The following is a 27,000-nucleotide window of genomic DNA, read 5'->3' on the forward strand; positions in this document are numbered from 1 at the left end:
TGAGGGGTCCGCCTCGCGGGGTGCGGGGCGGTGTCCACGGTGAGTGAACACTGACGACCCTAAATGATAATGATTCTCAATATCTACTAGGATCGCTGACATGTCCTCCTCCATCCCCCTCCTCGCCGCTGATCACCGGGCCGGAGTCGTCTACGAGATCCATGACGGTTCCCGGCGTGTCGCCGTCGCCGACAGCTGGCTCGCCGAGCATGCGGGCTTCCTGCGGCTTCCCGCCGGATCATCCGGCCGCTGGGCGTTCGCGGACGACCGCGGCGGTGCGCTGGTCATCGCAGACGCGGACTCCGTACGACGCGTCCCGATCGCCATCCCGGCGGAGCATCTGGCCTGCGATCCGAGCGGACGCCACGTGGTCGTCACCTCCGGTCTGGGCATGAACGAGGAAGCCTGGACCGACCTGGTGTCCGTCGTCGATCTCGCGACCGACTCCTCCGTGCGCTTCCGCGTGCGCACCGGCGAGCCCGGCGTCGTGGTCGCCCCGGATCAGGCCACGGGAGAGCCGATGATCGTGCTCCGCCATCGCGAACCCGGAGCCGTCGAGGCGCTGCCCCTCGCGACGGCGCTCGAGGTCGGAGCGCACGCACCGGTCCTGCGCGGGCACGTCATCGACGACCTCGCTGCAGACGGACACGGCGACGTGGTGGACCCCGCTTCCGGCATCATCGGCATCGCGACGAGCCGCGGTCTGGAGCGCTTCATCGTCGACGGTGGAGTTCCCCGCGCCATCGGCATCGTCCCGTGGCCCGTCGCAGGACGCGCGTACTACCTGCGCCTCGCGGGCGACACCGGGCGCGCCACCGGCATCGTCCGCGGAGGACCGGCCTCTCCCGGATCGTGGGCGGAGTGGACCAACACCTTCGTCGATATCGACCTCGCGTCGGGAGCCTCCCGCACCGTGCCGCTGCCGCCGGGGCTCGCCTTCCGTTTCGCCCTCGCCACGGGCGTCGCAGCCGTCTCCGTCATCCATCCCGACGGGGATGTCGTGATCGTGATCGATCGGGAGGACGCGCGCATCGCGCGGATCACCCCGATCCCGGCGATGACGCACCCGCCCCGCGCAGGACGATTGCCGTGGGACGGCGTCGACGGCCGCCCCGCACAGCGCCGGTCCATCGCGATCGACCCCGGCACCGGAACGATCGCCGTCACCAGCGGCGGAGACGGCACGATCCACCTCGTCGACGACAGCGGCATCTCGACCATCGAGCTCCCCACCCCACTCGACGAGGGCGGGCACCTGCTGTGGGCCGGTGCCGACCACCGCATCGACGATCTGGTCGGCCGATGAGCGCTCGCCGATCCGTGCTCGATGACGCCCTCGCACGTGCGGAACGTCACGGTCGACCGGGTCTTCCCGTCGGGGGATTCATCCTGGGTCGGGCCGACGGTCGCTCTCGTCGCGGTATCCACCGCCTCGACGGCACGACCGTGATCGAGCCCGACGGGCACCTCCATCGGATCTTCCCGTCGCCCGACCGTCGGCGCATCGCCGTCGAGTGGGCGCCCACCGCCGACGAGAACGCCGTCCTCGGCATCGTCGATGCCCACGGAGGCACCCTGCAGCTGCACCCCGACATCCGTCTGCGCTACGACACCGTGCTCTGGGCACCCGACTCGCGCAGCCTCGACGTCGTCGCGAGCCGCGACCGGATGCTCGTGACCCTGGACCTGCAGACCGGCGAGCAGCGGGCGGCCGCTCTCGAGGCCGATGCACGACTGCGACTGTTCCCCGGCGGGGAGAGCGGCTTGCGCGCCCTCAGCTCGGGTTCGCGAGGCACGACGCTGACCGACCGGGGCACCGGAGCATCGCTGGGTCGCTGGCCGGCGCTCCTGCGGGCCTCCCCTCTCGGCACCGGCGTGCTGGTGTGGCACGACCGCGGGCTCGATGCCGTGCCGAACGTCGGTGCCGGAAAAGACGCCGCCGGAAAAGACGATGCCGGAAAAGACGATGCCGGAAAAGACGCCGCCGGAAAAGACGATGCACTCTGGCGCTGGCACGATCCCGACGCGCTGATCGTCGATGTCGCGGTGCATGATGACCGCGTCGTCGTCCTCGCCGTCGCCGACGGGCGCAGCGTGCTCATCGACCTGGTCGACGGTGTCGAGGTCGCGCGCATCGAGGCCGCGTCGAGCCCCTCCGATGCGCTCACCACCACGATGATCGGCGTCGACGACGGCGTGCTGCGTCTCGGCGTCGAGGGCCCGCTCACTCCCCCTCGCCTCCTGCAGCGCGAGCGCCGGGGGACCGTGGTGGTGCCGGCCGCTGCCGTGCGGCCCCTCGGCACGACCGTCCGCCACGACATCCGCGCCGACGACGGCGTGATCCTGACCGTCCACGTGACCTCTCCCCCGGGAACGGAGGGTCCGCTGCCGCTGATCCTGACCTGCTACGGCGGGTTCGGCGTGCCGCACCTTCCACTCTTCGAGCCGACTGTGCCCGCCTGGGTCGAATGCGGCGGAGCGTACGCCGTCGCGCAGCTCCGCGGTGGTGGCGAGCGCGGAGCTGCGTGGCGCGAGGGGGGCCGCGGCAGGAGCAAGCACCGCACGATCGCCGACCTCGCCGACATCGCGCGCGGACTCATCGAGGCCGGGATCACGCGACCCGACCTCCTCGTCCTCGCCGGGGCCTCTCTGGGCGGGGTCGTCGCAGCCGGGTGTGCGATCGCGCACCCGGAGCTGTGCGCGGGATTCGTCACCACCGCCGCTCCCCTCGATCTGCTTCACCTGGACGATCATCCGCTCGGTGCACGCTGGCGAGCGGAGTTCGGCGATGACGGCACCCGCGAATCGCGCGCTCACCTCCGGGCCCTGTCTCCGCTGGCGCAGGCCGAAGCCCTTCCGGCCGGTGCCCGGATCCCCTCCTATCTCGGCGTCGTACTCGGTGAGGACACCCGAGTGCGCGCTCGCGACACGCACCGGATGGTCGAGGCGCTACGACGAGCTGGCGGGTCCGCCCGGCTCTGGACGGCTTCGGGGGCAGGACACGGTGCGAACGAGTCCGCCGCGCTGCACGAGCTGGGACTCACCGTGCTGGACTTCGCGGCCGAATCCACGACCGAATCCACGACCGAATCCACGATGGGACGTGCCCGATGAGCGAATCCACCGGAGCCCTCACCGGGACGGACACACGGCGCACCCCCGTTCGGCGCATCCCGCGCCTTCGTCGGCGCACCGGCGGCCGCGTCGGCTTCCGGCGGATGCTGCCCGTCGGCCCGACCGTGACGACGATCACGGTGCTCGCTGTGCTCGTCCTCGTGCTCTCGGCCGCCACCGGACCCGTCACGGTCTCGCCTCTCGATGCCGCGAAGATCGTGATCGGCCATCTGGCCCCCGGCATGCCCTGGATGTCTGACGGCACCCTCACGCCGTTGCAGGATCAGGCCGTGTGGCAGTTCCGGGTGCCGCGGTCGCTCCTCGCCGCGCTCTCGGGCGCAGGTCTCGCTCTCGCCGGGGCGATGATGCAGGCGGTCGTGCGCAACCCGCTCGCCGAGCCCTACATCCTCGGCGTCTCCTCCGGCGCGAGTGTCGGCGCCGTGCTGGTGATCGTGTCGGGCGGCGCCACGTTCCTCGGGCTCACGATGAGCGGGGCGGCGTTCGTGGGCGCGATGGTCGCCTGCATCCTCGTGGCCATGCTCGCGCGCATCCGCGGAGAGCTGTCTCCGACCCGGATGATCCTCGCCGGCGTCGCACTGGGCGCTCTGTTGAGCGCGGTGACCAGCTACCTCACGCTCACCACCGATGCCCAGAACGTCGTCAGCGTGATGTTCTTCCTGCTCGGCAGCGTGTCGGCCGCCGACATGTCGTCGCTGCTGATCCCCGCGGTCGCACTCGCCGTCGCCTGCATCGCGGTCTTCGGGCTCTCGCGGTCGATGAACGCGCTGCTCGCCGGTGACGAGTCCGCGATGGCGGTCGGCGTACGAACGACCCGGCTGCGTGGGCTGCTGCTCGTGCTCGCCCCGCTCCTGACCGGTGCGATCGTGGCCGTGAGCGGCGGCATCGGCTTCGTCGGCCTCGTCGTGCCGCACATGGCGAGACTCCTGGTCGGGTCGGATCATCGTCGGATGCTGCCGATCACGGTCCTCGGCGGCGCGCTGTTCCTCATGGTCGCCGACCTGCTGGCCCGTACGGTCGCGATGCCGACCGAGATCCCGCTCGGAATCCTCACCGCGTTCGTCGGTGCTCCCTTCTTCCTGTGGTTGATGCGCAGTGGCGGCGAGCGCGCGGGGTTCGACCGATGAGCGTGCTGTTCGACCGCGTGAGCGTCGCGCGCGGCGGTCGCACCGTGCTGCACGGCATCGACCTCGAGGTCGGCACCGGGCGCATCGTGGGACTGCTCGGCCCCAATGGCAGCGGCAAGTCCACGCTCCTGCGCGCGCTCTTCACGGGTCAGCGTCCGCACACCGGGCGCGTCCTGATCGACGGCGCCGACGTGTCGCAGCTGGCACCGCGCGCCCTCGCCCGCACGGTGTCGGTCATGCTGCAAGACTCCCCTTCCGAGTTCGACCTGACCGTTCGGGAGACCGTGCTCGTGGGCCGTTCGCCGCATCGTCCGCCCTTCAGCCGGGACACCGCGGAGGATCAGCGCATCGTGGACGAGGCTCTGCGCACCGCCGACGTGCACGACCTCGGCGACCGCCTGGTCCGTTCGCTCTCGGGCGGTCAGCGCCAGCGGGTGATGCTCGCCCGCGCTCTCGCGCAGAGCGGCGAGATCCTCGTGCTGGACGAACCGACCAACCACCTCGACATCGCGCACCAGCTCGACCTGATGCGCGTCGTGAGCGGACTCGGCACGACCGTGATCGCGGCCCTGCACGACCTCAACATCGCCGCGGCGTTCTGCGACGAGGTCGCCGTGCTCGACGAGGGCCGACTCGTGGCCTTCGGTCCGCCCGACACGGTGCTCACCCCGGCGCTCGTCGATGAGGTCTTCCACGTCACCGCCCGCATCGCCGTCGAGGTCGACACCGGGGCACGCGCGATGACCTTCCATCCCCGAGAGCCGGTCAGCGGCTGATCGACCCGACACCCGAACCCATCACCAAGGAGAAGAAGAATGACACCCCGTACCCGAACCACCCGTCTGCTGGCCGCCGTCACCGTCGGCCTGGGCGCGATCGCCCTCACCGCATGCGGCGGTGGGGTCTCGAACGGAACGGCACCCGCCGCCTCCGGTGAGGCGGTGACGATCGAGAACTGCGGCCGCACGGTCGAGATCCCGTCCACGCCCGCCGCCGTCGTCGGGCTGCACCCGTCGCAGACCGAGCTGCTGCTGCGTCTCGGCCTCGCCGATGCGCTCGTCGGCCAGGCCCAGGCCACGACCCAGAAGCTGCCGTCCGACGTCGCGGACCTCGCCGCCGAGGTGCCGGTCATCGGCGGTGACGCCCCTCCGAGCCGAGAAGAGCTCCTCGCCGTCGAACCCGACTTCGTCTACTCGCCCACGACGTACGAGTTCACTGCCGAGCAGGGATTCGCCAGCATCGAGCAGCTGGCGGATGCCGGGGTCGCCGCGTACACCGCGACCGGCGGATGCTTCGACCGTCGCATGGAGGGCACGGTAGACGACCTCTTCACCGACCTCGAGAACCTCGGCGCGATCTTCCACGTGGAAGACGAGGCGGACGACCTGATCGCGTCGTCGCAGGCCGAGCTCGCCACCGTGGGCACCGCGATCGAGGGACAGGATCGCCCCCGCGTCGCGCAGGTCTTCATCGAGGGGACCACCCTCACCGCCATCGGCGCCGGCATCGAGTACGACATCCTGCAGCGCGCCGGTGCCGACAACGTCTTCACGCCGGAAGACCCCGCGTTCGCCGACTTCTTCGCCGCCGAGATCACCCCGGAATCCCTCGCCGCCGAAGCACCCGACGCGCTCGTCTTCGCGGTGTCCGACCCCGCTCACGAGGCCGCCGTCCGCTCCTACCTCGCGACGACCTTCCCCGACATGCCCGCCGTGCGTGACGGCCGCCTGATCGCGGTGCCCTCGACCGATCTGTTCCCCGGCACGCTCGGCAACGTCTCGGCGGTCCGGCTCATCGCCGAGGGCCTCTACCCCGACGCCGTCTTCGGCTGAGCCGCGTCGGTAGGCACTGCGCCCCGGGGACCTCGGTCTCCGGGGCGCAGACCCTCCGGGCTCGCTGTCAGGCCTGCATCACCGCGAGCACGTTGCCCGCGGGATCGCGGAACCACGCGATGTCCGGACCCCGACCGTTGCCGCGCACGATGCCGCGTTCGTCGGACGGGAATTCCTCATCGCTGTAGATCTTGGTCTGCACGCCCCGGGCGATGAGCTCATCCACGGCGGCGTCGACATCGGCCACCGGGAAGTTCAGGATCGTGAAGCTCGCCGGGGTGTGGTTCGGCTTCGAGTAGACGAGGATCGATCCGCCGCTCGGCAGCCGCAGGTCGAGGAAACCCATCGCATTGCGCTCGACGTCGAGCCCGAGGGCCGTGCCGTAGAACTCTTTCGCCGCGTCGATGTCGTCGACGCTGAATCCGCTGAATGCGTTGTCCGCTGTGAAGGCCGCCATGCTTCCAGCATCCGCCGTCCTCCGCCGATTGTCGAGGCCTTCCTCGAACGCCTTCATCGAGCCCCTTCATCGGCGTCATCCCTCTCCCCCGCGAGGCACCAGCCGTGCCGTGAAGCGGTCGGTCACCCGCAGCGGATCGAACAGCGCCCCGAGCCCGAAGCGCACGAGCAGCGCATGCACACCCAGGCAGATCCCGATCACGATCGCGGTGAGAAGGATGGGTGCGACGGCCTCGACCACGTCCGTCGTCCGCCCGCGCGTCGAGCGCAGGACCGCATCGATGAGGGCGAGGGGCATCATGTGCAGCACGTAGATCGGCAGGGTGCGCTGTCCGATCCAGCGCAGGGGCCGCGCGACCACCTCGACGTGGCGGTCCAGGAGCACGCTGAGCGACACCCCGAACGCCACCGCGATCAGGGCGAGCGCGGGCCACACGCCCGGCAGCAGGCGGATGGCCAGGCCCGCCACGACGGCCAGCGCCGCGACGTACACGGCGGCGAGCGCGACGGTGCTCCACACCCTGACGCTCTTCGCGAACCGTTCGACGACCGCGCGCAGCCGCAGCCCCATGAGGAAGAAGAACAGATTCTGCACCAGCTGCCACAGGTTGCCGAGGTCGGGGATGACCCCGGCCCCGGCGACCGCCGCGATCACGAAGGCGACCGGCAGCACCACGACCGCCGGGATGCGGCGACCCAGTCGACCGATCGCCAGGTACACCGCGAGCGCGAGCAGATACCAGAGGTTCGTCGGGCTGATGGTCAGCTGCGCGAGCAGCTCCCACCCGCTGGTCGCCCGAGCCGTGTCGAAGTCGGGCGCCAGAGCGAGCACGAACGTCTGGATGACGACCCAGACGATGTAGAGCATCGTCAGCCGTGCCGCGCGCCGCCGCCAGGAACTGCCGTCGTCGACGAGCACCGCGCGTGCGGCGAACATCCCGGAGACCAGGAAGAACAGCGGTATCCGCAACGGCAGCAGCTGGGCGTTCAGCGTCGCCCAGGCGTCGGTGACCGGCCCCGCACCCGGGGCCTCGATCGCGTGCTTGGTCACGACGTGCCAGAGCACCACCAGGATGATGCAGATGCCCTTCGCGACATCGGGCCATCCGACGCGTGGCGCGGGAGCCGCCGTCACGACGCCGCGCGCACGAGCCGTGCCACCAGGTCGACGTAGGTCACCCCCGCCGCGGCGAACATCCGCGGCACCTGCGATGCCGCGGTCAGCCCCGGCATCGTGTTGACCTCGTTCAGCACCGGACCGCGGTCGGTCAGGAAGAAGTCCATCCTCGCCACGCCCTCGCATCCGAGGGCATCGAACACGGCGATCGCCGCCCGCTTGAGTGCCGACACCTCACCGGCGTCGAGCTGCGCCGGAACCGTGAACCGCGCGCTGCCGTCGTACTTGGTGGCCGTGTCGAACAATCCCGTCGCGTGGATCTCGAGGGGCGGAGCGGCCCAGCGGATGCCGCCCTTCTCACGCAGCACCGCCACGTCGATCTCACGCCCCCGCACGACCTCTTCGACCAGGATCCGGCGGTCGAAGCGCGCGGCCTCGTGCAGCGCGGCGAGCAGATCCTCCTCCCGCGTCACGAGACCCACACCGTGGCTGGATCCGGACGACACCGGCTTCACCACGACCTCGCCCTCGAACTCCACGTCTCCGATGTCGTCGGCCGAGACCAGGCGACCGCGTGCGGTGCCCAGCCCGACGGCATCAGCCACCAGCTTCGTCGTCCACTTGTCCATGCCGATGGCTCCGGCGCGCAGGCCCGAGCCGACCACACGTACGCCGGCGAGGGCGCACAGCGCCGCGAGGGCACCATCCTCGCCCGGGGCACCGTGCACCGCGGGGAAGACCACGTCGGTCCGCGTGAACAGCGGAAGGGCGAGGGCGAGCGACTCGGCGGCCGAGCCCCCGTGCGGGCGGCCCTCGACGCGCCAGATCCCGTCACGGTCGATCGTCACGCACGTGACCTCGTGATCGCCCATCCGCAAGGCCGCGGCGACCGCGGCTGCCGATGCCAGCGACACCTCGTGCTCGGCGTTCTGTCCCCCGCCGATGACCAGCACCTTCGTCGTCATGCGACACTCCTCTGCACTCGCGGCCCGATTCCGGTGACGATCGTGTGCGGGATGGTTCCCGCCCACCGCGCCCACTCCTGCACCGACGGCACGGCTCCCCCTTCGGGTCCGAACACGGTTGCGATCGTGCCCCGGGGGAACCGCACGGCGCCGGTGTCGATCACGATCTGATCCATGGACACCCTCCCGACGAGCGGATACCTCACCCCGTCGATCTCCACGCCGGCGCCCGCTTCCCGTTCCCGCGGGATGCCGTCGGCGTACCCGACGCCGACGACGGCCAGGTGCGTCTCCCGATCGGTCACCGCCCCGCCTCCGTAACCGACCGCGGTTCCTTCCGGCACGCGCACGCTGTGCACGACCGGTGCCGTCCAGCGCGCGGCCCCCACCAGCGCGGTCGTCTCCGACGGGTCGATCCCGACGAGTCCCGCCCCGATCCGCACCATGCCGAAATGGGTCGCCGGGTCGGTCAGCGCTCCGGACGTCGCGGCGAGATGCACGAGCACGGGGCCGAGTCCTGCGCGCAGCACGGCGTCGCGCCCCTGTCGCATCCGGAGCACCGCTGCCGCGTTCGCCGCCGGGTCGGCCTCATCGGCGCGCGGCAGATGCCCCATGACCCCCGTGATCTCGACCCTGCCCCGCCCGGTACGCGCCAGCCGGAACAGCTCGGACCAGTCGTCGAGAGGGCATCCTCCCCGCGCCATGCCGGTGTCGAGATGCAGGTGCACGCGTACCGGATCCTCGGCATCGGCGATCAGTTGGCGCAGCTCTTCGACCGAACCGACGGCGATGTCGATGCGGTGCTCCGCGGCGACGTCCGCGTCGACACCTGACGGGTTCAACCAGGAGAGGATCGGCACATCGAGCCCGGCATCGCGGAGCGCGACCGCCTCGGCGACATCGGTCACCCCCAGCCATCCGGCTCCGGCGGCAACCGCGGCCCTGGCCACGACGACGGCCCCGTGCCCATAGCCGTCGGCCTTCACCACGGCCATGACCGGCACGGCGGTCACGGCCTGCACACGGCGCAGGTTCTCGGCGACGGCACCGGGAAGGGTGTGGAGGGTCGGCGCGTGCAGACGCGAGTACGTGGTGCGCTCGGTGGCGAGAAGGGTGGTCATCGCTTCGTCCTCGGGTCGGCGGTCGGGTCGGCGAGCATCTCGGGGCATCCGTCGTCGACGGCGTCGGGGCGCAGCTCGTAGTGCCACGACTCGTTCGCGTAGATCTGGCAGAGGCCGTATCGCGATCCGCGCTGGGCGAGCCAGTCGAGCGCCGCCCACGGTCCGAGGTCGACCGCATCGCCCGTCACGTGCTCCGAGGTCTCGGGGGTGGCCACCCAGCGGCGCGCCTCTTCTTCTGATCCGTACTGGACGATGGCATCCTGCAGCATCCACTCCTGCAACGCGGGAGAACGCCATCCGCTGTTCACACGGATGGTCACCCCGTCGGCCTCGGCGTCGGAAGCGGCGCGCTGCAGCGCCGCGAGCAGAGCGGGGTCGAGGTTGCCGACGGCGACCCTGTCGACCTCGAAGACCGTGGGCTTGTCATCGTCGAGGATCACACCGTCGGCCTCGGTCGGGGCGACCACCGAGCCGGCGGATCCCCCGGTCGGAACGGGCGTCGGGGCGGGCGAGGGGATCGTGTGCGCCGCATCGGCGAATGCCGCGGACAGCGACTGCTGCACCGCGAACGCGAGGATCACGGCCGCGGCGATCGCGATCAGCGTGACGACGACACGGCGACGGCGACGCACTCGCGGTGGTTGGGGGATGGTGCGGGTGTTCATGCTCCCAGTGAAGAAGGGGGCCGGTTGCCGGGGCGTATGCGCTTTTGCATATACTCGCGATATACCGCAGTGCGTAGGATCGCAGCCATGCGTGTACTGATCGTCGAGGACGAGCCCTACCTCGCCGAGGCGGTACGTGACGGACTGCGGCTGGAGGCGATCGCCGCCGACATCGCCGGCGACGGCGACACCGCGCTCGAACTGCTGAGCATCAACTCCTACGACCTCGCCGTGCTCGACCGCGACGTTCCCGGCCCTTCCGGCGACGACATCGCCCGGTGGATCGTGGCCTCCGGCAGCGGCATCCCGATCCTGATGCTGACCGCCGCCGACCGCCTCGACGACAAGGCGAGCGGCTTCGAGATCGGCGCGGACGACTATCTCACGAAGCCGTTCGAGCTGCGCGAACTCGTCCTGCGCCTGCGCGCCCTCGACCGTCGCCGTCAGCGCAGCCGGCCGCCCGTGCTCGAGGTCGCAGGGCTGCGCCTCGACCCCTTCCGTCGCGAGGTGTACCGCGACGACCGCTACGTCGCACTGACGCGCAAGCAGTTCGCGGTGTTGGAGGTGCTGGTCGATGCCGATGGCGGAGTGGTCAGCGCCGAGGAGCTGCTGGAGCGCGCCTGGGACGAGAATGCCGACCCGTTCACCAACGCGGTGCGCATCACGGTGTCGTCGCTGCGCAAGCGCCTGGGCGAGCCGTGGCTGATCCTGACGGTGCCCGGCGTCGGATACCGGATCGGGACGGACGCCGATGCGTAGACGCCGCGGGATGAGCGCCCGCCTCAAGCTCACCCTCAGCTATGCGGGGATCGTGCTGGTGTCGGGACTCCTGCTTCTCGCCTCCGTGGCTCTGTATCTGCTGCGGTACGTGCCGGACGTGCAGATCCCCTACTTCGAGGTCCGCGTGCCGAACCGCTCCGACCTGATCCGGGCTTTCGTGCCGGTCGCCTCCACCGTCATGGTCGTGCTGCTCGCCCTGGGTCTGGGCGGCGGATGGCTGCTCGCCGGACGGATGCTGGCACCTCTCGAGCGCATCGGCGACGCGGCGCGGCTGGCCGCGCAGGGATCGCTCTCCCATCGGGTCGCTCTCCCCGGCCCCCGCGACGAGTTCCGCGACCTGGCCGATGTCTTCGACTCGATGCTCGAACAGCTCGAGGCGCACGTCGCGGAACAGCAGCGGTTCGCCGCCAACGCCTCGCACGAACTGCGGACACCTCTCGCGATCTCGCAGACGCTGCTCGAGGTCGCGCACGACGACCCGGAGCGCGACGTCGACGAGCTGATCTCACGCCTGCAACAGGTCAACACCCGCGCGATCGACCTCACCGAGGCACTGCTGCTGCTCAGCCGGGCGGACCGACGGACGTTCACCCGCGAGATCGTTGATCTGTCGCTCCTCGCGGAGGGAGCAGTCGAGGCGCTGGTGCCCCTCGCGGATCGTCGCGGTGTCGCCGTGGAGGTGGGCGGCGTACCGGCACCGGTGCTCGGCTCCGCCGCCCTCCTGCCGCAGCTGGTGACGAACCTCGTGCTCAACGCGATCGTGCACAACCTGCCGTCCGGCGGAGCCGTCGCCGTGCGCACCCACTCGATGCCCCATGCGGTCGCGCTGGTCGTCGAGAACACCGGCGAGGTGCTGCCGGCGCACCGCGTGGCGACGCTCGTCGAGCCTTTCCAGCGCGGAGCCGAACGCACCCGCAGCGACGATCATGCCGGAGCGGGGCTCGGCCTCGCGATCGTCGACCGCATCACCCAGGCGCACGGCGGCACTCTGGTGCTCACCCCGCGCACGGACGGCGGCCTGATCGTGACGGTGTGGCTCCCGCATCCCTACCCGGTGGAGCCTCCCGTCTGACCGCACGCCGGTCGGTCGTGGTTCACGCCCTCCCGTTGACGTCCCGGGTCCGGTGCCCCTCGGGTCCACCCCGGTTCACGTCCCCTCGGCCGAGGCCCTCACGTCCGCCCGGTTCAGATGTCGGAGGATTTCACGGATGTCGGGCCGGTAGGCGGTCTCCCGCCCTACATCCGTGCATCCTTCCGACGGGTGAACCGGACGCCCGACCAAATACCCGAACCCGATACCCGACGCGACGCCGAAGACGAACCGGATGCCGCTCGACTCAGGCCACGCGGGGGTCGCGCGTCGCGGCAAGCTCACGACCGTAGGTGCGAGCGTCGGCCTCGGCGTTCTCCTTGAGCTCGCGCGCCGTGTCGGCGAAGGCGTCGAGGGCCGGGTTCACGCCGACCAGGGTGAACGGACGCTGCACGACGCGCAGGTCGAGGCCCCAGACGTCTTCGAGCACGCGGCGCAGCCACCCGGTCGAGTGGTCCCAGCCCTCCTTGGGCGAGCCGGCCGCGTAGTTGCCGCCGAGCACGGTGACCAGCGTGGCGGGCTTGCCGTTCAGTGCGGTGCCGGTCGGGTCGATGCGCGCGTCGGTGTAGGCCAGGTCGAACCAGGTCTTGAAGTGCTGCGAGACGCCGTAGTTGTACAGCGGCACCGCGAACAGGAGCGCGTCCGCGCCGATCAGCTCATCGGCGAACTGCGAGGCGAGAGCGCGGGCATCGTTCTGCGCGGGAGTGCGCTGGGCCGCGTCGACGAAGCCGCCGGTCACGGCATCCGCCCAGGCGGTCGCGGGCACCGGGTCGCTCGCCAGGTCGCGGCGGGTGACCGTGGAGTCGGGGTGGGACGCGGTCCACTCGGCCTCGACGAGGTCGGCGAGCGCTCGGCTGGCGGACGACGCGGGAAGGATGCTGGCATCCAGGCGGAACAGGGACATGGGCCTACCTCTCGTTTTCGTAGTCGCTAGGTTTTTCTTAGCGGCAGTGATTAACGTAGCACGATAGGATGAGGGCATGGCCGAGGTCGACGAAGAGCGTCAGGTGTGCGACGTTGCCGTCACACTCGCCTTCAGCGTGCTCGGAAAGCGGTGGAACGGCATGATCGTGTCGTCGCTCGGCGGGGGTCCATCGACCTTCGTCGCTCTGCGTCGGGCCGTCGCCGGAATCAGCGACACCGTGCTCTCCGACCGCCTCGCCGAACTCGCCGAGGCCGGACTCGTGGCCCGCACGGTCGACGCCGGCCCGCCTGTGACCGTGTCGTACGCGCTCACGCCCGCGGGGGAAGGACTCCTGCCGATCCTGAACCAACTCGGGCAGTGGGCCTCGGCGAATCTCGCCGCGCGCGCCCACTGAGACGTTTCATCCGTCTGCCACCCGCATGACCGATCAACGGATGCATGCGAACACACCGAGTAACCCTCATGCATCCGGGGTCTCCTCATGCAGGTGGAAGCCCCACACCCGTCACCAGGGGCTGGGCTCGTAGTCCTTCAGGAACACGCCGTGGATGTCTTCGCCGGCCTCGCCGCGCACGATCGGGTCGTACACGCGGGCGGCGCCGTCGACCAGATCGAGCGGGGCGTGGAAGCCCTCCTCGGCGAGGCGCACCTTCGTGTAGTGCGGACGCTCGTCGGTGATCCAGCCGGTGTCGACGGCGGTCATCAGGATGCCGTCCTTCTCGAGCATCTCGCCCGCGCTCGTGCGCGTGAGCATGTTGAGAGCGGCCTTGGCCATGTTCGTGTGGGGGTGGCCGGGGCCCTTGTAGCGGCGTGAGAACTGTCCCTCCATGGCCGAGACGTTCACGACGTACTTGCGGTGCGCATCGGATGCGGCCATCGACGCGCGCAGGCGGCTGATCAACAGGAACGGCGCCGTCGTATTGGCGAGCTGCACCTCGAGCATCTCGAGCGGGTCGACCTGCTCGATCGACTGCACCCAGCTGTTCACGCGGTTCACGTCGGGCACGAGTCCGCCGGCGTCGATCGCGGTGCCGTCGGCGTGCTTCTCGAGCGAGGAGGATCCGGGGGCCATCGCGAGTCGGGCGAGGTCTTCGGCGGTGAGCGCCTGGCCACCCTGCTCGGCGACCGTGCCACCGAGCGCGGCCACAGACAGCAGCGGATGCGCGTCGACCGAGGCCTGCAACGCCTGCGGGTGCGGGTCGGCCGTGTGCCCGAAGGTCTCCATCTCGGGCAGGGGTCCGTCGGGGAGGGGCTGCAGCTCGGCATCCGCCAGCAGCGAGTACGCCCCCGGCGAGCGGCGCACTGTCTGCGCGGCGTTGTTGATGAGGATGTCGAGCGGCCCTTGTGCGGCGACGGAGTCGGCGAGGCCGATCACCTGGGCGGGATCGCGCAGGTCGATGCCGACCACCCGCAGGCGGTGCAGCCAGTCCGCCGAGTCGGGCAGCGCCGAGAAGCGCCGCACGGCATCGCGCGGGAAGCGCGTGGTGATCGTGGTGTGCGCGCCGTCACGCAACAGCCGCAGCGCGATGTGCATGCCGATCTTGGCGCGGCCGCCCGTGAGCAGGGCGCGCTTGCCGGTGAGGTCGGTGCGGGCGTTGCGCTTGCCGTGGCTGAAGCGGGCACAGTCCGGGCAGAGCTGGTGGTAGAACGCGTCGACCACGGTGTACGGCTGCTTGCAGATGTAGCAGTTGCGCGGCTTCAGCAGTTCGCCCGCGATCGGGGCGTCGACCACGCTCGTGGCGAGGTCATGGCCGCGGGTCTCGTCGTCGATGCGGTCGGGTGCCCCGGTGGCGGTGCGGGCGACCACGGCTTTGTCGGCCTCGGCGATCGCGTCACGGATCTGCTTGCGCCGCACGCGCTTCACGTCTTTGAACATCGCCGCGGTGGCCTGGCGCACCGCGATGAAGTCGGGGTGCTCGTTGTCGATCCGGTGCAGCTCGCGCAGCACACGCAGGGTGGTGGCGAGATCTTCTGGATCGACGCCCGGTCCGAGGTCGGGTGCAGCGTCGGAGGGGGCGTCGGTCATTGTGCCGATTTTACGCGAGTGTCCTGGGCATCCGCCCCGCCGCCCTCGCCCTCGCCCTCGCCCTCGGTGCCGAGTGCACGGCATGTCGCCGAGCGCACGGCGTATCAACGCCGAGGAGCCGTGCGCTCGGCGAAATCCTGTGCACTCGACGGAGCGCGCAGGGCGTTGCCCGGCTAGGCGATGCCCCCGCCGTCGACGACGAGCGCCGAGCCCGTGACGTACGAGGAGTCATCGCTCGCGAGCCACACCACGGCCTGTGCGACCTCGCTCGGCTCGCCCATGCGGCGCAGCGGGCGATCGGCGGCTTCGGCGAGGAACGCGTTCGTGTCCTGCGCCAGCTGACGCGCTTCCTCCCGCAGCATCCCGGTGTTCACGTCGCCGGGGTTGACCGAGTTCACCCGGATGCCGGCGGGACCGTGGTCGATCGCGAGCGCGCGCGTCATGTTCACGACCGCGCCCTTCGACGCACAGTACGAGATGGCCTGGCCGCCGCCCTTGAGGCCCCAGCCCGATCCGGTGTTGATGATCGAGCCTCCACCCGCCGCCTCCATGACCGGAACGACGTGCTTGCACATCAGGAAGATCGAGCGCACGTTCACGCCGAAGACGCGGTCCCACTCCTCGACGGTCGTCTCGACCGCAGTGGTGCGACGGATGATCCCGGCGTTGTTGAAGACGACGTCCACGCCGCCGAGTTCGGCGAGGGAGGTCGCGATCACCCGCTCGATGTCGGGCTCGCTCGCGACGTCGGCGGCGATCGCGACGGCCGTGCCGCCGGTCGCGCGGATCTCCTCCGCTACGGCTTCGGCCGCATCCGCGTTCAGGTCGACGACGGCGACGGCCGCGCCCTCGGCGGCGAGCGCGAGCGACGTGGCGCGACCGATGCCGCCGGCGCCGCCGGTGACGATGGCCTTCTTGTTCTCGAGACGCATGGGGTGTCCTTTCGGGTTCGTTCAGACTGGGGGTCAGACAGGAGATGGTCAGACGGAGATCAGTTCGGGCGCATTCACGGCGTAGAGGCTGCGGGTGCCGACGCCGGTGATGATGCGGACGTGCCCGGCGAGTCTCGCATCGAGTTCCGGGTCGCCGGTGTCGACGAGGAGCGGGCGTCCGTGCAGGTCGATGAGCTTCTGCTCGGGGGCGACGACGAGGAGCGGGTCGTCGCCGAGGGCGCGCAGCACAGACGCCGAGAGCTGTTGATTGCCGCGCCCGAGCAGGAATCCCTGCCCGCCGATCACGGTGACGACAGCCTGCGCGGGGCCCTGGGCGATCTGGTCGAGCAGCTCCTGCTCACTCGCCCCGCGGACGAGGATGGCACCGTCGAGAACGACGTCGACGCCGAGTGGCGATCCTTCGACGCCGAGCTGCCGGGTGATCTCGGCGATCGTGCCTCCGGGGCCGAGGAGATAACGCACGCCCGGTCGCATGCGGGAGACGGCCCCGCGAGCCGCGGCCTCGACCGCGGCCGCTTCGGTGACCGGCGTCGGCGCCTTGCGCGCCTGCGTGCGGCCCGAACGATGCGGCACCCGGAGCATTCCATACAGCGTGGGGTCGACGCGAGCACGCCGCATCGCGGCCTCGTCGATGTCCAGCACCTCGCGCTCCTCGGTCGGGAGGCCCTCGTGGTCGACCCAGTCCGCGGCGATCGATCCCGCCGCCCGCGGACTGACCGCGAACACGGACGAGTACATCTTCACTCCTGCCGGAACTCCGAGGACCGCCGGCAGACCGAGCCGCGGCGTACGCGTGCCCGATCCGCCCTGACCGTGCACCTGTCGGGAGTTTTCGGCCTCGAACGCAGATCCGTCGTCGCCTCTCCCGCCATCCACCCTTTCACCCCACGGATGCCCCACGGCACCGAGCCCCGAGACCGCGTCGCGCAGGGTGCCGTCGCCACCCACGACGAGAATCAGATCTGCCCCTGCCGCGGCCAACGCTGCGACCGCACGCGACGTATCCGCCGCCTCCGTCACCCCCGCCGCCTCAGGCGATCCCGCCGAGCCCGCATCACGCGCGCCCACCCCGACGACGCGCGACACGAGTCCCGCTGCACGCACCGCGTCAGCCCCCATCGCACCGGCGACGGTCGCGACCACGAGTCCCGGATGCCGTTCGGCGAGCGTCGTCAGGGCGAGGACCGCCCGCTCCTGGGCGCGCGAGCGGGCACCACGCGCAAGGGCGCTGCGCTGCACGTCCGCACCGTCGGAGCCGGCGAGGCCCGCGGGCCCGCCGACACCGGCGACAGGATTGACGACGACTCCGATCATGACGCGACAGACTCCGCGGGGAAGTACTTCCGCTGATACGCGCGCCACGTGATCGCCCACCGCTCCGGGTCGTCCAGGTCGTCATGGTGCGTGTGGTGCACGGTCTGGTTGTGCGGGGCGGTGCGCACCACCTCGGGGTTCTCGCGTGCTTCGCGTGCCACTTCGGCCAGGGTCGCCGCATATTCATCGAGCTCTGCCATCGAGTACGACTCGGTCGGCTCGAGCGTGAACGGCTGCGGCACCACGTAGGGGTGGTGACTCGTCCAGTAGTGCATCCCGAAGTCGGACATGCGCACGCCGATCTCCTCCGACGAGATGCCGGTCTCCTGGTACAGCTCCTCCCACGAGTAGCGCACCTGCTCGATGCGGCGGCGCCCCGTGGCATACGGCGCCGAGGCTCCGGGGATCGCGAGCACACGAGCCATCAGGTAGTTGTTGTTCAGCACGGCGGTCTCGGCGGCGGCGAGCAGTCCCTCAGCGCCGAGGGCCATGATCCACGAGTAGGCCTTCACGAGCGCGGGGATGACGCCGAAGAACGGGCCGACCGCGCCGATCGACAGCTCCCCCGCCTCGGCTACGGCGAAGGTCCCGTCATCGGCCCGCACCACGCGCGGCCCCGGCAGGAACGGGGCGAGGGCCGCGCTCACGGCGTTGGCGCCAGATCCCGGTCCACCGCTGCCGTGCGGGGTGCCGAAGGTCTTGTGCAGATTGAAGTGGCACACGTCGAAACCGGCGTCGCGGGCGCGGGTGACCCCGAGGATCCCGTTCGCGTTGGCCTGGTCGTAGGAGGCCAGGGCGCCCACCGCGTGCGCGGCATCCACCCATTCCCTGATCGCCGGGTTGTAGATTCCGGTGTCCTCGGGGTTGGTCACCATGATCGCCGCGGTACGGGGCGACAGGGCGGCCTTCAACGCGTCGAGCGACGGATAGCCCTCGGCGTCGGGGTAGACCGTGATGACCTCATAGCCTGCCGCCTTCGCAGCGGCCGCGTTCGAGGGGTGGCTGAAGATCGTGGTGATGACCTCGCGACGCTGCTCGCCTTCGCCGTTCGCCTCATGGAAGGCCCGGATCATGGCGATGTTCGACCAGATCGCCGCCGAGCCGCCCTGCGTGTGCAGCGACACCTCGTCCATGCCGGAGATCTCGGCGAGCACCCGCTCCAGCTGCCAGACGATCTCGAGCACGCCCTGCGCATCGGCCGGATCCTGGTGCGGGTGCATCGCGGTGAGCTGCGGCGTGTTCGCGAGCTGGTCGTTGATCTTCGGGGCGTACTTCATGGTGCAGGTGCCCTGGCCGATGTCGACGTTGAAGTCGGCACCGAGGTTCTCCTGCGACAGGCGCAGGTAGTGCTTGAGCACGCGCATCTGCCCCATCTCGGGCAGGTTCGGCTTCGCGGCACGGCGCAGGGAGGCGGGCAGCGCGGCCACCACGTCGCCCACGGCCTCGCGAACGCCGGGCTCGACCTGCGACACCAGCACGCCGCGTTCACCGGGGGCGCTCAGCTCGAAGATGATCGGCTCATCCCAGCGAGCCTGTTGGAAGCGGCGCAGCGTCGGCTTCGGGGCGACGGGAAGACTCATCGGTTCTGCTCCTTCGCAGCCTGGTGTGATGCATGGGATGAAGACGCGTCGGATGCCGTGACCTCGGCGAGCGCGCCCGCCAGGGTGTCGATGTCGGCCTGGGTGGTGAGCTCGGTGACGCAGACGAGCAGGCGGCGCTCCCCCACGACCACGCCGGGCTCGATGCCCTTGGTGCGGAGCGCCGTGACGACCGCTTCGGCCGTGACGTCGGCGAAGGTCACCGTGAACTCGCGCAGGTGCACGGCGTCGTCGTCGAGGGAGACACCCGGCACTGCGGAGAGCGCCTGCTGCGCGTACCGGGTGCGGGCGAGCAGCACCTCGCCGAGCTCGGCCATCCCGGCCGGTCCCATCAGCGCGAGGTACACCCCGGCGGCGATGCCCCAGAGGGCCGCGGCCGTGCCGACCCATTCCTTCCCCTCCTCGCGGTGTGCGAACGAGGTGCGGTCGTAGGCCACGTCGCCGAAGCCGTACTCGCCGGGCACGTCGGTGGTGGCGAGCCCGAACAGGCGCGACGGCATCTCCATCACGAAGGTCGGGTCGTCGTGCACGGCGATGAAGCCACCGTGGGCGCCGCCGAACCACTGGTGCAGGCCGAGGGACTGGATGTCGCCGGTGACGATGTCCGCTCCCGAGACCGAGGGCGGGGCGAGGACGCCGTAGCCGATGGGGTCGGTGCCGACGACGACCACGGCGCCGGCCGCGTGGGCGGCATCCGAGATCTCCTGCAGGGACGCCTCCACGGCGCCGGTGGCGCTCGGCGTCTCGATCCAGACTGCGGCCACGTCATCGCCCAGCGCCGCGCGAACGGCGGCCACGTCGGCCGTACCGCCGACGGTGGGTACGAGCTCGAGCGTCAGGTGCGCGCGGACGTAGTCGTGCACCTTCGCGAGCTTCGCCGGCAGCACGTCGCTGACGACCAGCACCCGCCCGCGGCCCGTGAGTCGCCCCGACATCGTGAGGCCGGTCGCCGTCGCCTGGTAGCCGTCGTAGGTCGGCACGTTCACGACGTCCATCTCGAGCAGCTCGGCCATCAGCGATTGGTACTGGAACAGGGCCTGGAAGCGACCGTGGTCCTCGTAGGGCTCACCGGCGTACGCGGTCAGGAACTCGCTGCGGCCGATGACCTCGTCCACCACGGCGGGCACGTAGTGGTTGTAGGTGCCCGCGCCGAGGAAGCTCAGCCGCTCCTGGGTCGAACGGTTCTTGGCGAGCAGCCCCCGCACGTGGCGGGCGAGGTCCTGCTCGGCCGCGAACGGGGTCGGAAGGTCGAGCGGACGTCCGAGTCGCAGCGACTCCGGGATGTCGGCGTAGAACTCGTCGACCGAGGCGGCGCCGACGGCCGCGAGCATCGCCGCTCGGGAGGCCGGGGCGGTGTTGGGGATGTACGGATGCACGAACGGGGCGGTCATGCGTCCTCCTTCTCGGGGATCAGGGTGGCAAAAGGGATGGAGGCAGCGCGGGGTGCGGCGAGAACGGCGACGCCGTAACGGTCGAGCTGGAGCCGGTCCGCGTGACGGATGCCGGTGAGCAGGTCGACGCCCGGGGTCGGGATCTCGAACGCGACGGGGGAGCGCCCGTGGTTCAGATAGAAGGTGTAGTCGGTGGTGTCGTCGGCACGGGTGACGACCTCGACCTCGACGTCGGTGCGCTCGCGGGCGGGAACGCCGGCGGTGCGCAGCACATCACGGAAGACCGGGAGCAGGCCCTCAGGGTCGAACATCGCACTGACGTACCAGGCCGACCCCGCCCCCGTCGTGCGACGGGTCACCGCGGGCAACCCTTCGAGCTCGCCGCTCGCGTACGCCCCGCGTACCTCGACATCATCATCCGCTTCGAGCCACTCGCTCCACGAGGGCACGCTCAGGCGCTCGCCCGCATAGTCGATGCTCTCGGTCAGACCGTCGGCGATCGGCCACTGCTCGTCGACCTCGATGCCGAGCAGGTCTCGCAGCAACCCGGGGGCTCCGCCGTCGTGCACCTTCTCCGTGGCGTCCACCACTCCCGAGAACGGTCCGACCACGAGGTGCCCGCCGCGCTCCACGAAGGCGGCGAGCGCCTCGGCCTGCGGCTGCTCGACGATGTAGAGGTTCGGCACGACGACCACGTCGTAGGCGTCGAAGGGGCCGGTGGCGCGAACGGCATCCACCGGCTGACCGAGCGTGTACAGCGCTCGGTGCCACGCGCGCGCCTGCTGCGCCCACTGCAGCCGCTGCGAGGGCAGCGACTCGACCGCACTGGTCCCCCACCAGGAGTCCCAGTCGACGACGAGCGCCACGCGCGAGCGCACCCGGGTTCCCCGCACCTGCTCGAGCTTCTTGAGTTCGAGCCCCAGCGCCTTGGTCTCCCGGAAGCTGCGTGAGCGCTCCCCGCGGTGGCCGAGCATCGACGAGTGGAACTTCTCCTGGCCGTACTTGGCCTGGCGCCACTGGAAGAACATCACCGCGTCGGAGCCGTGGGCGACGGCCTGCAGGCTCTCGATGCGGATCTTGCCCGGCGCCTTCGGCACGTTCACGTCGCGCCAGCTGGTCGCGCTGGCAGATGACTCCAGCAGCAGCCAGGGCTGTCCGCCCTTGAGCGAGCGCATCAGGCCGTAGTTGAGAGCGGCGCCGACGTGCGATGTCGGGTCGGCGGGCTCGGGGTAGGCGTCATCGGTCACCACGTCTTCGACGGCGGCGAAGTCCCAGTAGTCCAGGTCGCGGAACATGCTCATGAAGTTCGTGGTCACCGCGATGTCGGGGGTGACCTCGCGCAGCACATCGATCTCGACCTGGAACAGCTCCAGAAGAGCGTCAGACGAGAAGCGCTCGAAGTCGAGCAGCTTGGTCGGGTTGACAGGGCCGGGCGCCTTCTTCGGCGTCTCGATGTGCTCCCACGAGGTGTAGCGCTGACCCCACACGTTCACACCCCAGGCCTCGTTCAGACCGTCGAGATCGCCGTAGCGGTCCTGCAGCCAGCGGCGGAAGTGCCGCGCCGATTCGGGGCACCAGCAGCGTGAGGTGTGATCGCCGTACTCGTTCGAGATGTGCCACATCGCGAGGCCGGGGTGCTCACCGTAGCGCTCGGCCATGGCCTTGGTCATGCGGGCGACGTTCTCGCGCCAGATCGGCGACGAGGGGCAGTAGGTCTGGCGGGAGCCGAACTCGAGGCGGTGTCCGTCGGCATCCCACGGCGCCATCTCGGGGTGGGCGCGCAGCAGCCAGGAGGGCGGGGTCGCGGTGGCGGTGGCGAGGTCGATCGCGATGCCGGCCTCCCACAGCAGATCGATGATGCGGTCGAGCCATGCCCAGTCGTAGACACCGGGCTCCGGCTCCAGCTGCGGCCAGCTGAAGATCGGCAGGCTCACCATGTTCACGCCGGCTTCGAGCATCAGGCGGATGTCTTCGTGCCAGATCTCTTCCGACCACTGGTCGGGGTTGTAGTCGCCGCCGTAGGCGAGGGCGTCGAGGCGGACGCGTCGGGTGGGCTGGTCGCCACCGGGTGCGGGCACGAAGTCTCCTCTCTGAGTCATCACCGGCCGATCCGGCGGTGCACTGGTGCGAATCCGGAATCGGCTGTATTCTGTATACAACACACTAGGACGTCGTCCCAGGCCCGTCAACCCATAGGCTGACGGGCAGGCGGCAGAAGAGGGGACGCATGGCGATCGAACGCAAGAACCTGCGCTCGCAGGTCCGGCAGGAGCTGCTGAACCGCATGCGCGCCGGACTCGTGCAGCCCGGCGAGGGCATCAACGAGGTCCAGCTCGCCACCGAGCTCGGCGTCAGCCGCACTCCCCTGCGCGAGGCGCTCATCGCCCTGGAGTCCGAAGGACAGATCGAGAGCGAGAACGGCAAGGGCTTCCGGTTCGTCCCGCTCAGCGCCTCCGAGTTCCGCGATCTCGCTCCCGTCCTGGCGGCGCTCGAGAGCCTCGCGATCGAGCTCAGCCCGCCCGACGAGCTGCGTCGCATCGGCGCGCAGCTCAAAGAGATGGCCGACGCGTTCGCCGACGAGCTCGTGGAGCACCAGCTCGTCATCACCAAGGACGACGAGTGGCACAGCGTGATGCTGTCGGCCTGCCCGAACGCCCGCCTGCTCGCCGTGATCGACAACGTGCGCAGCTCGTTCCACCGCTACGAGTCGCTCCTCGTGCCCGAAGACGTCAAGGTCGAACGCGTCGCTGCCGAGCATGCCGAGATCGCTCGGCACCTCGCCGACGGCGATATCCCTGGGGCGGTCGAGGCCCTCAAGCTCAACTGGATGCACGGCATGCAGCGCATCCTCGACAACGCCACGAGCTCGTACTTCACGGCCTGAGGCCGCCCCGGCGACCCCGTTCCGGTCGCACTTCCTGCCGTCCGGTGGGCCCGGAGGCGGCGGCACCTGCGACCGGAACGACCCCCCTGCCCACCCGTCGCAGATTGCGGACCGGATGTGTCCTGGTTGCCCGCAAGAGTGAGTCCCACCACGAAGAAGGGACTCCTCATGACAATCCTGGTCAGCGGCGCGACGGGCACGGTCGGACGCCACATCGTCAGCCAACTGCGCGAACGCGGCGAGAGCGTGCGCGCCCTCACGCGCGATCCGCAGCGCGCGAACCTCCCCGAGGGTGTCGAGGTCGTCCGCGGTGACCTCACCGACGTCGAGGCGTTCCGCCACGCGGTCGAAGGCTGCGACGCCGTGCACTTCATCACGTTCAACGGCGAGTTCGGTGAGACGCTGACCAACGGCCCCGAGCTGGTGGCGGCCGCGGAGGACGCAGGGGTGCGACGTGTGAGCGTGCTCGGCGGATGGGACGAGAGCACCCTCGAGCCGGCTCTGCGCGAGAGCGAGCTCGCCTGGGCGCTGCTGGCGCCCGTGGAGTTCATGTCGAACGCGCGGGAGTGGGCGCCGGAGGTCGTGTCCGACAGACGGGTGCGCACTCTGGCTGACTGGCCGAGCGCCATGGTTCACGAGGCCGACATCGCCGCCGTCGCGGTCGCGGTGCTGCAGGGCGCCCCCGCCGAGGGGCAGACGTACTACCTGACCGGGCCGGAGGCGCTGACTCCGGCCGAGCGCACGGCGCGCATCGCCGAGGCGATCGGCGAGGAGGTCGCCTGGATCCGGCTCACCGAGGACGAGGAACGGGAACGACTGCGCTCGTTCGGGTACGACGAGGGCTACGTCGAGTTCGGCGTCGAGCTGGCACTGAACCCGCCGGAGATCGGACAGGTGGTGCAGAACACCGTGACGCGACTCACCGGACGCCCCGGGCGCACGTTCGCGCAGTGGGCGCACGAGAACGCCGACCTGTTCCGCGCCTGACGATCCGATGCAGCGGTGTCGGGCCCCTCTCCGAGGAGGCCCGACACCGGGAGGATCGGGAGACGCCGCTAGTCGCGCATGCTCCCCGTCGATGCCCGGAGCTCTTCCACGGTGGCGACGCGGAGGCTGCGTCCGCGGGTCTCCGGTCCGAGGAACGTGGCCACGGCCCCGATGATGCAGGCACCGATGATGAAGATCGCGACGAGCCACGACGACCCGCCGGCGGCCGCCACCAGCGCCACGGCGATGAGCGGCGTGAATCCACCGGAGATCGCACCGGCCACCTCGCGGCTGAACGCGAGGCCGGTGAAGCGTGCGCGACTGGTGAACAGCTCGGAGAAGTACGCACCCTGAGGGCCGAACATCGCGCCGACTCCGAGGCTCAGACTCGCCGTCACCGCGACGGCGACCGCGAAGGGCGTCTGCAGGCCGTCGATGATGAGGAAGTACGGGTAGGCGAACACCGCGGAGAAGATGATGCCGGCGAGCACGACGGGCTTGCGTCCAATGCGGTCCGACAGCGCCCCGAACAGGGGCAGCGTCACCATCGTGACCGCTGTGCCGACCGTCACCGCGATCGGCCCCACACTGTTGGCCAGCATCAGCGTGCTCGTGAGGTAGGCGGCGATGAAGGTCAGGTTGATGTAGGCGATGACGTTCTGCGGCGTCTGGGTGCCGATGAGCACGAGCATGCCGCGCCATTCCTTGCTGAACACCTCGCGCAGCGGCGCGACCGGCGCCTCGTCCTGCTCGACGGCCTGCTGGAACGCGGGGGTCTCGGACAGCCGCAGCCGGATGATCAGCGCGACGACGACGACGAGGATGCTGCCGGCGAACGGGATGCGCCAACCCCAGGCCAGGAAGTCCTCTTCGGGGAGCGAGGAGACGAGCGCGAACGCGCCGGAGGCGAGCAGGAGACCGAGATAGACGCCGACCGCCGGCCACGCCCCCTGCAGGCCGCGACGACGCGGGTCGGCATGCTCGACGGAGAAGATCGCCGCACCGCCGAACTCGGCGCCGGCGCCGATGCCCTGCACCAGGCGCAGGAGGATCAAGAGGACTGGTGCCCACAACCCGATCTGCGCGTAGGTGGGGATGAACGCCATCAGCACGGTCGAGATCCCCATGATCATCAGCGTCAGCACGAGCACGTACTTGCGCCCGAAGTGGTCGCCGAGGCGCCCGAAGATGAGCCCGCCGAGTGGGCGGATGATGTATCCGAGCCCGAACGCGGCGAACGCGACCATGGTCCCCACCAGCGGGTCGTCGTTCACGAAGATGATGCGGTTGAACACCAGCGCCGCGGCCGTGCCGTACAGGTAGAAGTCGTACCACTCGAGGGCGGAGCCGACGAGCGCTGCGGCGGCGACGCCGCGGGATCCGGTCTTCTTCTCGCCCGTCGGCGGCTGCGCGGGAGTGCGTGTGGGTGATGACATCATCGTCCTTTCGTGATGGCGGGCGCCATCTGCTCATCGATGAGCGCGGGGGTGGGGGGATGTGGGGGCCGTCAGGCGACGGTGCGGTTCACGCGACGGTGCGGTTCAGGCGACGGTGCGGTCGTCGAGCGCGTCGAGGTTCCAGTCGATGCCGAGACCGGGGGCATCCGGGGCGAAGGCGTGTCCGCCGTCGATGCGGATCTCGCTGTTCGTCACGGCGCGCAGCTGCGGGATGTGCTCGACGAAGCGTCCGTTGGGGATGGCGGCGACGAGGCTCACGTGCAGCTCCATCAGGAAGTGCGGGCTCACCTGCACGTTGAACGCCTCCGCGAGGTGCGCCACCTTGAGCCACGGGGTGATGCCCCCGATGCGGGCGACGTCGACCTGCACGATGCCGGCCGCTCCGCGCTCCAGGTACTCACGGAAGTGACCGAGCGAGTACATCGACTCGCCGACCGCGATCGGGATGCTGGTCGACTGGGCGAGGCGCACATGGCCGGTCACGTCGTCGGCCGGAAGCGGCTCCTCGAACCAGCTGAGGTCAAACGGCTCGAACGCGTGCGCGCGGCGCACGGCCTCGGCGGAGGTCATGCTCTGGTTGGCGTCGACCATGATCTCGACGTCCGGACCGACGGCGTCGCGCACGGCGGCGATGCGGCTCGCGTCCTCGGCGATGCTCGGCTTGCCGACCTTGATCTTCACGCCCTTCCATCCCCTGCTCGCCGAGGCGCGGGCCTCTTCCACGAGCTCGTCGACGGACACGTGCAGCCATCCGCCCTCGGTGTCGTACAGCGGCACGTCGCGACGGTTCCCCCCGGCGATCATCCACAGCGGCTGCGCCGCCCGCTGCGCCCGGATGTCCCAGAGCGCGGTGTCGACCGCCGCCAGGGCGAGCGCGGTGATGACGCCGACCGAGGTCGCACGCGTGGAGTCGTAGAGCCGCCGCCACAGGTGCTCGACCAGACGCGAATCCTCGCCGATCAGCTCGGCCAGGAGGTGCTCGTTGAGCATCGAGAGCGTCGCGCGCCCCCCGGTGCCGATCGTGTAGGAGTAGCCGCGTCCGGTGAGCCCGTCGGCGGTCTGGATCGTGACAACGATGGTCTCCTGCTTGAGGAAGGACTGCATGGCGTCGGTGCGCACCTTCTCCACCTCGATGTCGACCAGGCGGGCGGTTGCAGCGGTGATGAGGGTCACGGTGTCT

Annotated in this window: 24 protein-coding genes; 10 read left to right on the plus strand and 14 right to left on the minus strand. The window is 70.3% G+C overall.

The annotated features are described in order from the left end of the window. Positions 1–100 precede the first annotated feature (100 nt). The 5 genes from MicroSTF_RS18555 to MicroSTF_RS18575 are packed head-to-tail and all read left to right on the plus strand — an operon-like array spanning position 101 to position 6,091. Positions 101–1,306 carry a hypothetical protein gene (locus MicroSTF_RS18555; protein ID WP_029265135.1) on the plus strand — a complete coding sequence of 402 codons (1,206 nt, stop codon included), beginning with the start codon at positions 101–103 and terminating at the stop codon, positions 1,304–1,306. Then, complete coding sequence (locus MicroSTF_RS18560; RefSeq protein WP_322957708.1) at positions 1,303–3,114, plus strand: prolyl oligopeptidase family serine peptidase; 1,812 nt, start codon at positions 1,303–1,305, stop codon at positions 3,112–3,114. Before MicroSTF_RS18555 ends, MicroSTF_RS18560 begins: the two co-directional genes overlap by 4 nt. Continuing rightward, positions 3,111–4,259: an iron ABC transporter permease gene (locus MicroSTF_RS18565; protein ID WP_322957710.1), complete on the plus strand. Its 1,149-nt coding sequence runs from the start codon at positions 3,111–3,113 to the stop codon at positions 4,257–4,259. Before MicroSTF_RS18560 ends, MicroSTF_RS18565 begins: the two co-directional genes overlap by 4 nt. Then, positions 4,256–5,035 carry an ABC transporter ATP-binding protein gene (locus MicroSTF_RS18570; RefSeq protein WP_315071413.1) on the plus strand — a complete coding sequence of 260 codons (780 nt, stop codon included), beginning with the start codon at positions 4,256–4,258 and terminating at the stop codon, positions 5,033–5,035. Before MicroSTF_RS18565 ends, MicroSTF_RS18570 begins: the two co-directional genes overlap by 4 nt. Before the next feature lie 39 nt (positions 5,036–5,074). Further along, the gene (locus tag MicroSTF_RS18575; RefSeq protein WP_315071411.1) at positions 5,075–6,091 is read left to right on the plus strand and encodes an ABC transporter substrate-binding protein; all 1,017 of its coding nucleotides are present in this window, start codon (positions 5,075–5,077) and stop codon (positions 6,089–6,091) included. Positions 6,092–6,158: 67 nt separating this feature from the next. Here the strand turns inward: MicroSTF_RS18575 and MicroSTF_RS18580 are convergent, their stop codons facing one another. The 5 genes from MicroSTF_RS18580 to MicroSTF_RS18600 form a co-directional block, all read right to left on the minus strand. Next, positions 6,159–6,548 (minus strand): VOC family protein, encoded by a 390-nt coding sequence (locus MicroSTF_RS18580; protein WP_315071409.1) that lies wholly within the window; start codon positions 6,546–6,548, stop codon positions 6,159–6,161. Positions 6,549–6,623: 75 nt separating this feature from the next. Next, the gene (locus MicroSTF_RS18585) at positions 6,624–7,682 is read right to left on the minus strand and encodes an acyltransferase family protein (protein ID WP_315071407.1); all 1,059 of its coding nucleotides are present in this window, start codon (positions 7,680–7,682) and stop codon (positions 6,624–6,626) included. After that, positions 7,679–8,629, minus strand: a complete 951-nt coding sequence (locus tag MicroSTF_RS18590; protein WP_021198368.1) for a D-alanine--D-alanine ligase family protein — start codon at positions 8,627–8,629, stop codon at positions 7,679–7,681. Before MicroSTF_RS18590 ends, MicroSTF_RS18585 begins: the two co-directional genes overlap by 4 nt. Continuing rightward, positions 8,626–9,750 carry an alanine racemase gene (gene alr / locus MicroSTF_RS18595; RefSeq protein WP_315071403.1) on the minus strand — a complete coding sequence of 375 codons (1,125 nt, stop codon included), beginning with the start codon at positions 9,748–9,750 and terminating at the stop codon, positions 8,626–8,628. Before alr ends, MicroSTF_RS18590 begins: the two co-directional genes overlap by 4 nt. After that, on the minus strand, positions 9,747–10,415 hold the full coding sequence (locus tag MicroSTF_RS18600) for a M15 family metallopeptidase (RefSeq protein WP_315071400.1): 669 nt from the start codon (positions 10,413–10,415) through the stop codon (positions 9,747–9,749). The genes alr and MicroSTF_RS18600 overlap by 4 nt, the downstream gene beginning before the upstream one ends. 87 nt (positions 10,416–10,502) lie before the next feature. On the opposite strand from MicroSTF_RS18600, the gene MicroSTF_RS18605 reads away from it, so the two are divergent. Together MicroSTF_RS18605 and MicroSTF_RS18610 are read left to right on the plus strand one after the other, a co-directional pair. Next, complete coding sequence (locus MicroSTF_RS18605; RefSeq protein ID WP_136023911.1) at positions 10,503–11,174, plus strand: response regulator transcription factor; 672 nt, start codon at positions 10,503–10,505, stop codon at positions 11,172–11,174. A gap of 10 nt (positions 11,175–11,184) precedes the next feature. Next, a complete protein-coding gene (locus MicroSTF_RS18610) occupies positions 11,185–12,267 on the plus strand; it encodes a HAMP domain-containing sensor histidine kinase (protein WP_315071396.1) in 1,083 nt (360 codons plus the stop codon). 265 nt (positions 12,268–12,532) lie between these two features. Here the strand turns inward: MicroSTF_RS18610 and MicroSTF_RS18615 are convergent, their stop codons facing one another. After that, the gene (locus tag MicroSTF_RS18615) at positions 12,533–13,189 is read right to left on the minus strand and encodes an FMN-dependent NADH-azoreductase (RefSeq protein ID WP_029265148.1); all 657 of its coding nucleotides are present in this window, start codon (positions 13,187–13,189) and stop codon (positions 12,533–12,535) included. Positions 13,190–13,265: 76 nt separating this feature from the next. Here MicroSTF_RS18615 and MicroSTF_RS18620 point away from each other — a divergent pair, with 76 nt between their 5' ends. Further along, positions 13,266–13,604, plus strand: coding sequence for a winged helix-turn-helix transcriptional regulator (locus MicroSTF_RS18620; RefSeq protein ID WP_021198374.1), 339 nt, complete (start codon positions 13,266–13,268; stop codon positions 13,602–13,604). A gap of 111 nt (positions 13,605–13,715) precedes the next feature. Here MicroSTF_RS18620 and MicroSTF_RS18625 read toward each other — a convergent pair whose 3' ends face one another. The 6 genes from MicroSTF_RS18625 to MicroSTF_RS18650 form a co-directional block, all read right to left on the minus strand. Then, positions 13,716–15,236, minus strand: a complete 1,521-nt coding sequence (locus tag MicroSTF_RS18625) for an SDR family NAD(P)-dependent oxidoreductase (RefSeq protein ID WP_315071390.1) — start codon at positions 15,234–15,236, stop codon at positions 13,716–13,718. A gap of 173 nt (positions 15,237–15,409) precedes the next feature. Further along, positions 15,410–16,168 carry a glucose 1-dehydrogenase gene (locus tag MicroSTF_RS18630; RefSeq protein WP_315071387.1) on the minus strand — a complete coding sequence of 253 codons (759 nt, stop codon included), beginning with the start codon at positions 16,166–16,168 and terminating at the stop codon, positions 15,410–15,412. Positions 16,169–16,216: 48 nt separating this feature from the next. Beyond that, complete coding sequence (locus MicroSTF_RS18635; protein WP_051667830.1) at positions 16,217–17,503, minus strand: ATP-NAD kinase family protein; 1,287 nt, start codon at positions 17,501–17,503, stop codon at positions 16,217–16,219. Then, positions 17,500–19,083 (minus strand): aminomethyl-transferring glycine dehydrogenase subunit GcvPB, encoded by a 1,584-nt coding sequence (gene gcvPB, locus MicroSTF_RS18640; RefSeq protein WP_315071384.1) that lies wholly within the window; start codon positions 19,081–19,083, stop codon positions 17,500–17,502. Before gcvPB ends, MicroSTF_RS18635 begins: the two co-directional genes overlap by 4 nt. Further along, on the minus strand, positions 19,080–20,492 hold the full coding sequence (gcvPA, locus tag MicroSTF_RS18645) for an aminomethyl-transferring glycine dehydrogenase subunit GcvPA (RefSeq protein ID WP_167253568.1): 1,413 nt from the start codon (positions 20,490–20,492) through the stop codon (positions 19,080–19,082). The genes gcvPB and gcvPA overlap by 4 nt, the downstream gene beginning before the upstream one ends. Continuing rightward, on the minus strand, positions 20,489–22,570 hold the full coding sequence (locus MicroSTF_RS18650; protein ID WP_322957722.1) for a beta-galactosidase: 2,082 nt from the start codon (positions 22,568–22,570) through the stop codon (positions 20,489–20,491). The genes gcvPA and MicroSTF_RS18650 overlap by 4 nt, the downstream gene beginning before the upstream one ends. A 149-nt stretch (positions 22,571–22,719) precedes the next feature. Here MicroSTF_RS18650 and MicroSTF_RS18655 point away from each other — a divergent pair, with 149 nt between their 5' ends. Continuing rightward, positions 22,720–23,376, plus strand: coding sequence for a GntR family transcriptional regulator (locus tag MicroSTF_RS18655; RefSeq protein ID WP_167253565.1), 657 nt, complete (start codon positions 22,720–22,722; stop codon positions 23,374–23,376). Positions 23,377–23,544: 168 nt separating this feature from the next. Then, entirely contained in the window at positions 23,545–24,363 is an 819-nt protein-coding gene (locus MicroSTF_RS18660) for an SDR family oxidoreductase (RefSeq protein ID WP_021198382.1), read from the plus strand. Between the two features lie 68 nt (positions 24,364–24,431). Here the strand turns inward: MicroSTF_RS18660 and MicroSTF_RS18665 are convergent, their stop codons facing one another. Both MicroSTF_RS18665 and MicroSTF_RS18670 read right to left on the minus strand, forming a co-directional pair. Next, the gene (locus MicroSTF_RS18665) at positions 24,432–25,799 is read right to left on the minus strand and encodes an MFS transporter (protein WP_157749848.1); all 1,368 of its coding nucleotides are present in this window, start codon (positions 25,797–25,799) and stop codon (positions 24,432–24,434) included. 105 nt (positions 25,800–25,904) lie between these two features. Next, positions 25,905–26,993: a mandelate racemase/muconate lactonizing enzyme family protein gene (locus MicroSTF_RS18670; protein ID WP_021198384.1), complete on the minus strand. Its 1,089-nt coding sequence runs from the start codon at positions 26,991–26,993 to the stop codon at positions 25,905–25,907. Between the last annotated feature and the right edge of the window lie 7 nt (positions 26,994–27,000).

Origin of the sequence: Microbacterium sp. STF-2, from assembly GCF_034650155.1 — a bacterium.
In the GTDB taxonomy this organism is placed as follows: domain Bacteria; phylum Actinomycetota; class Actinomycetes; order Actinomycetales; family Microbacteriaceae; genus Microbacterium; species Microbacterium maritypicum_A.

Coding starts and splice junctions, on each gene's coding strand:
- MicroSTF_RS18600 (WP_315071400.1), bottom strand. CDS start 10,415: ATGAACACCCGCACCATCCCCCAACCACCGCGAGTGCGTCGCCGTCGC.
- MicroSTF_RS18660 (WP_021198382.1), top strand. CDS start 23,545: ATGACAATCCTGGTCAGCGGCGCGACGGGCACGGTCGGACGCCACATC.
- MicroSTF_RS18635 (WP_051667830.1), bottom strand. CDS start 17,503: ATGATCGGAGTCGTCGTCAATCCTGTCGCCGGTGTCGGCGGGCCCGCG.
- alr (WP_315071403.1), bottom strand. CDS start 9,750: ATGACCACCCTTCTCGCCACCGAGCGCACCACGTACTCGCGTCTGCAC.
- MicroSTF_RS18615 (WP_029265148.1), bottom strand. CDS start 13,189: ATGTCCCTGTTCCGCCTGGATGCCAGCATCCTTCCCGCGTCGTCCGCC.
- MicroSTF_RS18560 (WP_322957708.1), top strand. CDS start 1,303: ATGAGCGCTCGCCGATCCGTGCTCGATGACGCCCTCGCACGTGCGGAA.
- gcvPA (WP_167253568.1), bottom strand. CDS start 20,492: ATGACCGCCCCGTTCGTGCATCCGTACATCCCCAACACCGCCCCGGCC.
- MicroSTF_RS18630 (WP_315071387.1), bottom strand. CDS start 16,168: ATGCGTCTCGAGAACAAGAAGGCCATCGTCACCGGCGGCGCCGGCGGC.
- MicroSTF_RS18665 (WP_157749848.1), bottom strand. CDS start 25,799: ATGTCATCACCCACACGCACTCCCGCGCAGCCGCCGACGGGCGAGAAG.
- MicroSTF_RS18620 (WP_021198374.1), top strand. CDS start 13,266: ATGGCCGAGGTCGACGAAGAGCGTCAGGTGTGCGACGTTGCCGTCACA.
- gcvPB (WP_315071384.1), bottom strand. CDS start 19,083: ATGAGTCTTCCCGTCGCCCCGAAGCCGACGCTGCGCCGCTTCCAACAG.
- MicroSTF_RS18575 (WP_315071411.1), top strand. CDS start 5,075: ATGACACCCCGTACCCGAACCACCCGTCTGCTGGCCGCCGTCACCGTC.
- MicroSTF_RS18655 (WP_167253565.1), top strand. CDS start 22,720: ATGGCGATCGAACGCAAGAACCTGCGCTCGCAGGTCCGGCAGGAGCTG.
- MicroSTF_RS18605 (WP_136023911.1), top strand. CDS start 10,503: ATGCGTGTACTGATCGTCGAGGACGAGCCCTACCTCGCCGAGGCGGTA.
- MicroSTF_RS18580 (WP_315071409.1), bottom strand. CDS start 6,548: ATGGCGGCCTTCACAGCGGACAACGCATTCAGCGGATTCAGCGTCGAC.
- MicroSTF_RS18610 (WP_315071396.1), top strand. CDS start 11,185: ATGAGCGCCCGCCTCAAGCTCACCCTCAGCTATGCGGGGATCGTGCTG.
- MicroSTF_RS18570 (WP_315071413.1), top strand. CDS start 4,256: ATGAGCGTGCTGTTCGACCGCGTGAGCGTCGCGCGCGGCGGTCGCACC.
- MicroSTF_RS18625 (WP_315071390.1), bottom strand. CDS start 15,236: ATGACCGACGCCCCCTCCGACGCTGCACCCGACCTCGGACCGGGCGTC.
- MicroSTF_RS18590 (WP_021198368.1), bottom strand. CDS start 8,629: ATGACGACGAAGGTGCTGGTCATCGGCGGGGGACAGAACGCCGAGCAC.
- MicroSTF_RS18565 (WP_322957710.1), top strand. CDS start 3,111: ATGAGCGAATCCACCGGAGCCCTCACCGGGACGGACACACGGCGCACC.
- MicroSTF_RS18555 (WP_029265135.1), top strand. CDS start 101: ATGTCCTCCTCCATCCCCCTCCTCGCCGCTGATCACCGGGCCGGAGTC.